The sequence below is a fragment of the Pseudomonas sp. LF020 genome (genome assembly GCF_053456425.1).
Map to the genome: position 1 here is coordinate 314,357 of NZ_JBRFIX010000008.1, position 8,642 is coordinate 322,998.

An 8,642-nucleotide genomic window follows, 5' to 3' on the forward strand; every position below is an offset into this window, starting at 1 on the left:
TTCGCTTTCCTCAGTTCTTATTCGTGCAGCTGTGCGTCAGACGCGTTCGATGGCCAGGGCCAGACCCTGCCCGACGCCGACGCACATGGTCGCCAGACCTTTTCTGCCTCCGGTCTTTTCCAACTGATGCAACGCCGTCAGCACCAGTCGCGCCCCGCTCATGCCCAACGGGTGGCCCAAGGCAATCGCGCCACCGTTCGGGTTGACCTGCGGCGCATCGTCGGTCAGGCCCAATTCACGCAGCACCGCCAGACCCTGGCTGGCGAAGGCTTCGTTGAGTTCGATCACATCGAAATCGCTGACCGCCACACCGAGACGCTCGATCAGTTTGCGCACCGCCGGCACCGGGCCGATGCCCATCACCCGTGGCGCAACCCCGGCGCTGGCCATGCCCAGCACTTTGGCCCGTGCTGTCAGGCCGTGTTTTTTCACCGCTTGCGCCGAAGCGAGAATCAGCGCCGCCGCGCCGTCGTTGACGCCGGACGCATTGCCGGCGGTGACGGTCTTGTCCGGGCCGTTGACCGGTTTGAGTTTGCTCAGGGCTTCAAGCGTAGTGTCGGCGCGCGGGTGTTCGTCCTGGCTGACCACCGTTTCGCCCTTCTTGTGGGCAATCCGCACTTCGACGATTTCTTCGGCAAAGTAGCCCGCAGCCTGCGCGGCGGCGGTACGTTGCTGACTGCGCAGGGCGAACGCGTCCTGGTCGGCGCGCGACACGTTATAGTCGTCAGCGACGTTGTCGGCGGTCTGCGGCATCGCATCGACGCCGTATTGAGCCTTCATCAACGGGTTGATGAAACGCCAGCCAATGGTGGTGTCTTCCAGTTTCATGTTGCGCGAGAACGCCGCGTCCGCCTTGCCCATCACGAACGGCGCGCGGGACATCGACTCGACGCCACCGGCAATCGTCAGCTCCATCTCGCCGCTGGCAATCGCACGGAAAGCAGTGCCAATCGCGTCCATGCCCGAAGCGCAGAGACGGTTGAGGGTCACCCCCGGCACGCTCTCCGGCAGGCCCGCCAGCAGCAGCGCCATGCGCGCCACGTTGCGGTTGTCTTCGCCAGCCTGGTTGGCGCAGCCGAGGAACACTTCATCAATCGCGTTCCAGTCCACCGATGGATTGCGTTCCATCAGCGCCTTGATCGGCACGGCGGCCAGATCGTCGGCACGCACGGCGGACAAACCGCCGCCAAAACGGCCGATGGGGGTGCGAATCGCGTCGCAGATATACACATCACGCATCATGCTTCTCCCGGTGCCTGGCCGTGGGCGGCGGCGGTGCGCGCTTCGAGATCGCGCAGTGCAGTGAGTTCGACCTCGGTCGGTGCAGCCGTGGTTTCAACGTTGTCGGCAAAGCGGATCGCCCAACCGGTGGCGGCGACCACTTGCTCGCGGGTCACGCCCGGGTGCAGGGCGGTGACCACGAATTCATGGGTGTCCGCTTCCGGCTCCATGATGCACAGGTCGGTGATGATCCCGACCGGGCCGGCACCCGGCAGGCCCAGACGCTTGCGTGAATCGCCGCCCTCGCCGTGACCGACCGAGGTAATGAAGTCGAGCTTGTCGACGAACGAACGCGCCGACTGCTTGAGGATGATCAACACGCTTTTCGCCGAACCGGCGATTTCCGGCGCGCCACCGGCACCCGGCAGGCGCACTTTCGGTGCGTGATAGTCGCCGACCACGGTGGTGTTGATGTTGCCGAAACGGTCGACCTGCGCCGCGCCGAGAAAACCGACGTCGATGCGCCCGCCCTGCAGCCAGTAGCGAAAAATCTCACCGGTCGGCACGACGGTGTCGGCGGTTTCCGCCAGTTCACCATCACCGATCGACAGCGGCAGCACGCTGGGCTTGGCGCCAATCGGGCCGGATTCGTAGATCAGCACCACGTCCGGCGAGGAAGTCAGGCGCGCGAGGTTGGCGGCTTTCGACGGCAGGCCGATGCCGACGAAGCACACCGAGCCGTTCTTCAGGCGACGGGCCGCAGCGACGGTCATCATTTCATTGGTGGTGTAAGTCATTACTTGGCCTCCGAAGCAGCAGCCAGTTTGGCCTGGAACTCGCTGAAGTCCGCGCAGCCATGGATGTATTCGTTGATCCACGCGGTAAACGTCTCACGGTCACGGGCGATCGGATCCCACGCCTGATAGAAACGATTGTCACGTTCGGTGTAACCGTGGGCGTAAGACGGATGCGCGCCGCCGGGTACGTGGCAGACCGCGCTCAAAGCCCAGGTCGGCAGCACGCAGGCGTTCATCGGGGCGTTGAGGTTGTCGACGATTTCCTCGACGGTGACGATGCAGCGCCTGGCCGCCAGTGCCGCTTCTTTCTGCACCCCGAGAATGCCCCACAGCAGTACGTTACCTTGACGGTCGGCTTTCTGTGCGTGGATCACGGTGACGTCCGGACGTACCGACGGCACCGCCGCCAGCACTTCACCGGTGAACGGGCAGGTGACCGTTTTGATCAGCGGGTTGACCTTCGGCAGGTCGGAACCGGCGTAGGCCCGCAGCACGGCGAACGGCAGGCCGGACGCGCCGGCGACGTAGGCATTGGCCAGGTCGGCGTGACTGTGCTCTTCGATTTCCAGCGCATGCGGCCATTGCTTTTCGACCGCATCGCGCAGTCGGTGCAGCGAACCCACACCCGGGTTGCCGCCCCAGGAAAAGATCAGCTTGCGTGCACAACCGGCACCGATCAGTTGGTCGTAGATCAGGTCAGGCGTCATCCGCACCAGAGTCAGATCTTTCTTGCCCTGACGAATGATTTCATGACCTGCCGCCGTAGGGATCAGGTGAGTGAAGCCTTCGAGCGCGACGGTGTCGCCGTCGTTGACGAATTGCTTCACCGCGGCGTGCAGCGAAAGGATCTCGGCCATGGAGCAGGCTCCCGTTTTTGTAGTGAATCGCCAGTGATAAAAAGGCGCGAGGTTCAGCGCCGGAGTCACTGCAGATTAAGCCGCTGAAAATCGCCAAACAATCCGATAATCGACTGAGTGTTCGTTTATCGAACGGATTGTTGTCAACCTATCGTTCTGTGTTGTCGGCAAAAGATCGCAGCCTGCGGCAGCTCCTACAGGTGTACGCATTCCAATGTAGGAGCTGCCGAAGGCTGCGATCTTTTCGGCTTAAACCGCGATATCAGGTCGCATCCGCATGACTGACCATGCCTTTGATCACCACCGCCGCCGTCGCCAACCCCGCCGGAATCACCAACGCCGTCAGCACCTGCTCGAAATTCCAGCCCAACCCCAGCAACGTCGCGCCCATCCACGCCCCGAGAATCGCGCCAAAGCGGCCAATCCCGAGCATCCACGAGACTCCGGTCGCCCGCCCCTGGGTCGGATAGAACCGCGCCGCCAGCGAAGGCATCGCCGATTGCGCACCGTTGACGCACATCCCCGCCACCAACACCAAGGTCGCCAGCAACGTGATGTTGCCCAGGCTCTGCCCTACCGCGTAGGCAAACACCCCGGCCAGCAGGTAGAACGTGCCGATGACCTTGTGCGGATTGAAGCGATCCATCGCCCAGCCTACAGCCACCGCGCTCAACACCCCGCCGAACTGGAACAACGCGCCGATGAACGCCGCCTGCTCCATGCTCGCGCCGCTGTCACGCATCAGGGTCGGCAGCCAACTGGTCAGCAGGTAAACGATGACCAGGCCCATGAAGTAGGTCAGCCACAGCAGCAAGGTGCCGACGCTGTAGGTGCCGGAGAAAATCACCGCGAACACGTTGCGCGCCTTGACGGTTTTCTGTTCCGGCACGCTGAAACTCGAGGCCTGCGCGACGGTGACCGGATCGATCGGCGACAAGGTCTTGCGCACTTTGTCGGTGCCGCGATTGCGCACCACCAGAAAACGCGCCGACTCCGGCAGCCAGAACAGCAGCACCACCGCGAGGATCAGCGGCAGAATCCCGCCGATCAGCAGCAGGCTGTGCCAGCCGAACGCCGGGATCAGCTTCGCCGAAATGAAGCCGCCACCGGCCATGCCGAGGTTGAAGCCGCAGAACATGCTGGTCACCAGCAAGGATTTCTTGCGCTCCGGGGTGTATTCCGAGAGCAACGTGGTGGCGTTGGGCATGCCGGCGCCCAGACCGAGGCCGGTAAGGAAACGCAACACCAGCAGTTGCTCGACGTTGGTGCTGTAGGCCGAGGCCAGGCTGAAAGCGCCGAACAGCAGCACCGCGCCAACCAGCACCACTTTGCGCCCGAAGCGGTCAGCCAGTGGGCCGGAACCCAATGCACCGAAGACCATGCCGATCAACGCGGCACTCATCACCGGGCCGAGGCTGGCGCGGTCGATGCCCCAGTCCTGGGACAGCGCTGGCGCGATGAAGCCCATCGCGGCGGTGTCGAGGCCATCGAGAAACACGATCAGGAAACACAGGATCACCACGCGCCACTGATAGCGCGAGATCGGTTGGGCATTGATGAAGGTCTGCACGTCGAGGCAGTTACCTACAGCGGACTGAGGCTGGTTCATTATTTTTATTCCACGCAAAAAACGCAGTCGAACGGCGGCCGGCCAATGAGCGGCACGGTCACAAGAATAGAAGGCTGGAATCAGATGTTGCGGTGAATCCGGCAACAGGGAATGGGGCTGAGACAGTCGGGGAGCATGCGCATGATGAATTGCCTCTTGTCATTATTATGGGAGTCGACAATCCGGCAGGCTCATTCACATCTGCGCCGGATGACGCTGCCGCGACATTAATGATCCGAGGCTTTTAGCGTCAATTCGATAAACGCAACACTGTGCGTTTATCGAACAGCTTCCTCAGGCGAACAACTGCGCGCTGAGGTCGCGGCTGGCGCTGAGCAGGCCCGGCAGAAAGCGTTGTTCCAGTTCGGTACGGCTGACGCGACCGGCGTGGGTGCTGACATTAAGCGCCGCTACCACCTGGCCCGACGCATCGTAAACCGGCACGGCAATCGAACGCAGGCCTTGTTCGAGTTCCTGATCGACGATGCACCAGCCCTGCTGCCGTACTTCCTGCAGGCATTCGAGCAGACTTTCCGGGGTATGCAGCGTGCGGCTGGTCTTGGCCACCAGTTCGGCATGGTCGAGGTATTCGCGCAGCGAGGTGTCGTCCAGCGCCGCCAACAGGATGCGGCCCATCGAGGTGCAATAGGCCGGCAACCGCCCGCCCACCGACAGGTCCACCGAGATCAGCCGTTGCGTGGTCGCCGAACGGGCGATGTACAGAATGTCGTCACCTTCGAGCGTGGCCATGTTGCAGGCTTCGTGCAGTTGCTCGCTCATGCGGTCGAGGTACGGCTGAGCCGACACCGCCAGCGGCGTCGAAGACAGATACGCGTGACCGAGGGTCAGCACTTTGGGCAGCAAAGAGTACGTGCGGCCATCGGTGGTGGCGTAACCCAGTTTGATCAACGTATGCAGACAACGGCGCACGGCGGCGCGGGGAATTTCCGTGCGGTGGCTGATCTGCGCAATGGTCAGGTGCCGCTTGCGCTCCTGAAATGCCTGCACCACCGCCAGGCCACGGGCCAGCGAGGTCATGAAATCCGGATCGCCGGTCAGCGCCTGGATACGCTTGGCCGGCGAAGCGACGATCGGCGGCGCCACGGAAGTGAAGGAGTTGCGCATCTGATCGTTCATTTCTTGTCCTTTTTTGCGGCACGGATCAATGGCTATACAAGCGACTCGACAGCGGATGCACAAGAGTCGAGACGCCAAGATTGGGCGATTATCGAACCGCCGACCGATTATCGCAATCCATCACCCGCCGTCCTTCGCGGCTTCTTCAATCCTTCGCCTGACCTGTTCATCCAACTTTGCATGCCCCATTAGTTGATCGACTTAATGGCGCCAGAAACTGAACGCGAGTCCTTAAAAGGTTTCGGCGAATTTCAACTAGCGATAAAACTTGTCAGTAACAAAACGATCACACATCCCGAACCGTTTTTAACTTGGCAAAGATAGTCATTCCCGAATCGACCGCTATAATGCACCTCAGTGGCGCCGCGTGTTCATTGGCCGAGGGTGCCGCCTGCTGACCCGATGCCTATTGCTGTCAGCCCCGGCCAGCGCCTGACGCTCTTTATTCATGCACCGCCAGCGCGCTTGCTGAAACAGGAAACTGATGCTGCGTCAGTTTTAGTCTGGTGCCGTAGCCGCCTGCAACATGGAAGTCTTGATCGCCCTGCCGATAACGCCAATGCCTGAACCGGCATGGCCCTTCGTTGGACGTGTTCAATCGACTCGTTGCCGTGCGTTTCACCAGATATTTATCTCAACTCAAACAGGTAGCACTGTGACGAAAGACGAACTGCGCGCGGAACTTGAGCGCCAGGAACAACGTTACAAGGAAGTTTACGGCGGGGAAGTCACCACCTACGCCGCGCAACCCGAACCGGAACGCAAGGCATGGCGCAAACGCCCGACCGTTCAGGATCAGGTTTTCCAGCAAGAACTGAAAAAGATGGAAGAAGAACTCAAAACCGAAGAGCCATGACCGGGCGATCCTGAGATTTTCGAGGGTCTGCGTCGCCACCGGCTAAAAGCGCGGTGACCCGACCATGCCTTGCGCGCCCGCTACCCGCGGGCAGCGGCCCACCTCCCCCGGCCTGAACGGGAAAGGAGCGTGTCTGACTCGTTTCAGAGATATTTCACACAGACGTTTGAGGGCCTCGCGCACTCGACAAAATGCCAGCTGCCTGAAGGTTTTTCCAAGCCAATCAATGACTTGAAAAACCCTGCAACACGCTGGGGCTTTGCACCTTGCAACAATTTAATTCGACATTGATTGCTACCGATGAGCAGGTAGGGGATCGATTTCCAGTCTTTTCTGGCATAATCGCGCCCCCTTATGACCGGGTCAGAAAACCTTCATGATCGATTTATTCAGCGGACTGGATGCTTGGGTGCTTGTGAGCCTCTTGCTCGCCCTGACGTTTGTCCTCGCCTTCGAGTTCATCAATGGATTTCATGACACCGCTAACGCGGTAGCCACTGTTATCTACACCAAAGCCATGCCGCCTCACCTGGCGGTGTTCTTCTCCGGTGTGTTCAACTTCCTCGGCGTGTTGCTGGGCGGCGTTGGCGTGGCGTATGCCATTGTTCACCTGCTGCCGGTAGAACTGCTGATCAATGTGAACACCGGCCATGGCCTGGCGATGGTGTTCTCGTTGCTCGCCGCGGCGATCACCTGGAACCTGGGCACCTGGTACTTCGGTATCCCGGCCTCCAGTTCCCACACCCTGATCGGCTCGATCCTCGGTGTCGGCCTGGCCAACGCCCTGATCAACAACATCCCGTTGGCCGACGGCGTGAACTGGCAGAAAGCGATCGACATCGGCGCCTCGCTGGTGTTCTCGCCAATGGCCGGTTTCCTGATCGCTGCGCTGATCCTGATCGGCCTGAAGTGGTGGCGCCCGCTGTCGAAGATGCACAAGACCCCGGAACAGCGCCGCAAGATCGACGACAAGAAGCACCCACCGTTCTGGAACCGCCTGGTTCTGGTGATCTCGGCCATGGCCGTGAGCTTCGTGCACGGTTCCAACGATGGCCAGAAAGGCATCGGCCTGATCATGCTGGTGCTGATCGGTATCGTGCCTGCGCAGTTCGTCCTCGACCTGAGCAGCACCACCTACCAGATCGAACGCACCCGCGACGCGACCCTGCACCTGAGCCAGTTCTACAAACGCAATGCCGACTCCCTGGGCGAATTCCTGGCCCTGGGCAAAAGCGTCGAAGGCGACCTGCCGGAGAAATTCCGCTGCAACCCGCAGCAGACCGAACCGACCATCAACGCCTTGCTTGACACCCTTAAAGGTGTAGCGGACTACCATTCGCTGTCCTCGGAAAGCCGCATCGAAGTGCGTCGTTATCTGTTGTGCCTGGATGACACCGCGAAGAAAGTCGGCAAGCTGCCGGGCCTTGAAGCCCGTGAAAAGGCTGACCTGGACAAACTGCGCAAAGACCTGACCACCACCACTGAATACGCCCCGTTCTGGGTGATTCTGGCGGTGGCCCTGGCCCTCGGCCTGGGCACCATGGTCGGCTGGAAACGCGTGGTACTGACCATCGGCGAGAAGATCGGCAAGCAAGGCATGACCTATTCCCAGGGCATGTCGGCGCAGATCACTACTGCCAGTTTGATCGGTATGGCCAACATCTTCAGTCTGCCGGTATCGACCACTCACGTGCTGTCCTCGGGCGTGGCTGGCACCATGGTTGCCAACAAGAGCGGCCTGCAGGGTGGGACTGTTCGCACTATCCTGCTGGCGTGGGTGCTGACCTTGCCGGCGACTGTGGCGTTGTCGGCTGGGTTGTTCTGGTTGGCGTCCAAAGCGTTGGGTAGCTGATAGACCGCAACACATGAGAAAGGCGTGATTCGTGAGGATCGCGCCTTTTTTGTTTTGGTTGTATTGGGGGCATATCCGTTGCTGCGGGTGTTGCCGCTGGCGGTTTCGCTCTTACAGCGAGTCACCTTTTCCAAACGCCGAAAAGGTAACCCAAAAGGCTTTGCCCCGGCGTACGGCACTTCGCTGAGGCTCAGTGTTCCCTCGCTACGGTGTCCATCCGGGGGCATCGCCTACGGTTTGCTTCGCTGCACCTCCTCTCGATGTATGCGGCTTCGCCGCATGGCGCTGCGCGCCTAACCCCCGGATGGACACC

The 8,642-nt window shown here is 60.9% G+C and carries 7 protein-coding genes; 2 read left to right on the plus strand and 5 right to left on the minus strand.

What is annotated here, in order from left to right; translation table 11 throughout:
• Positions 1-36: 36 nt before the first annotated feature.
• The 5 genes from pcaF to pcaR all read right to left on the minus strand — a co-directional run bounded on the left by pcaF (position 37) and on the right by pcaR (position 5,621).
• On the minus strand, positions 37-1,242 hold the full coding sequence (gene pcaF / locus ACU680_RS20405) for a 3-oxoadipyl-CoA thiolase (protein WP_448180371.1): 1,206 nt from the start codon (positions 1,240-1,242) through the stop codon (positions 37-39).
• The gene (locus ACU680_RS20410) at positions 1,239-2,018 is read right to left on the minus strand and encodes a CoA-transferase subunit beta (RefSeq protein ID WP_338800997.1); all 780 of its coding nucleotides are present in this window, start codon (positions 2,016-2,018) and stop codon (positions 1,239-1,241) included. The genes pcaF and ACU680_RS20410 overlap by 4 nt, the downstream gene beginning before the upstream one ends.
• Positions 2,018-2,875, minus strand: a complete 858-nt coding sequence (locus ACU680_RS20415) for a CoA transferase subunit A (protein ID WP_329699444.1) — start codon at positions 2,873-2,875, stop codon at positions 2,018-2,020. The genes ACU680_RS20410 and ACU680_RS20415 overlap by 1 nt, the downstream gene beginning before the upstream one ends.
• 262 nt (positions 2,876-3,137) lie before the next feature.
• A complete protein-coding gene (gene pcaK, locus ACU680_RS20420; protein WP_400759491.1) occupies positions 3,138-4,484 on the minus strand; it encodes a 4-hydroxybenzoate transporter PcaK in 1,347 nt (448 codons plus the stop codon).
• Between the two features lie 294 nt (positions 4,485-4,778).
• On the minus strand, positions 4,779-5,621 hold the full coding sequence (gene pcaR / locus ACU680_RS20425) for a pca regulon transcriptional regulator PcaR (RefSeq protein WP_007963153.1): 843 nt from the start codon (positions 5,619-5,621) through the stop codon (positions 4,779-4,781).
• Between the two features lie 655 nt (positions 5,622-6,276).
• Here pcaR and ACU680_RS20430 point away from each other — a divergent pair.
• Together ACU680_RS20430 and ACU680_RS20435 are read left to right on the plus strand one after the other, a co-directional pair.
• Positions 6,277-6,477, plus strand: a complete 201-nt coding sequence (locus tag ACU680_RS20430; protein ID WP_003222398.1) for a hypothetical protein — start codon at positions 6,277-6,279, stop codon at positions 6,475-6,477.
• A gap of 376 nt (positions 6,478-6,853) precedes the next feature.
• Complete coding sequence (locus tag ACU680_RS20435) at positions 6,854-8,329, plus strand: inorganic phosphate transporter (protein WP_007963152.1); 1,476 nt, start codon at positions 6,854-6,856, stop codon at positions 8,327-8,329.
• The last annotated feature ends 313 nt before the right edge of the window (positions 8,330-8,642 follow it).

Bases quoted from the DNA above. Each gene is read 5' to 3' on its own strand.
- ACU680_RS20415 (WP_329699444.1), bottom strand. From the start codon at position 2,875: ATGGCCGAGATCCTTTCGCTGCACGCCGCGGTGAAGCAATTCGTCAAC.
- ACU680_RS20435 (WP_007963152.1), top strand. From the start codon at position 6,854: ATGATCGATTTATTCAGCGGACTGGATGCTTGGGTGCTTGTGAGCCTC.
- pcaK (WP_400759491.1), bottom strand. From the start codon at position 4,484: ATGAACCAGCCTCAGTCCGCTGTAGGTAACTGCCTCGACGTGCAGACC.
- pcaF (WP_448180371.1), bottom strand. From the start codon at position 1,242: ATGATGCGTGATGTGTATATCTGCGACGCGATTCGCACCCCCATCGGC.
- ACU680_RS20410 (WP_338800997.1), bottom strand. From the start codon at position 2,018: ATGACTTACACCACCAATGAAATGATGACCGTCGCTGCGGCCCGTCGC.
- pcaR (WP_007963153.1), bottom strand. From the start codon at position 5,621: ATGAACGATCAGATGCGCAACTCCTTCACTTCCGTGGCGCCGCCGATC.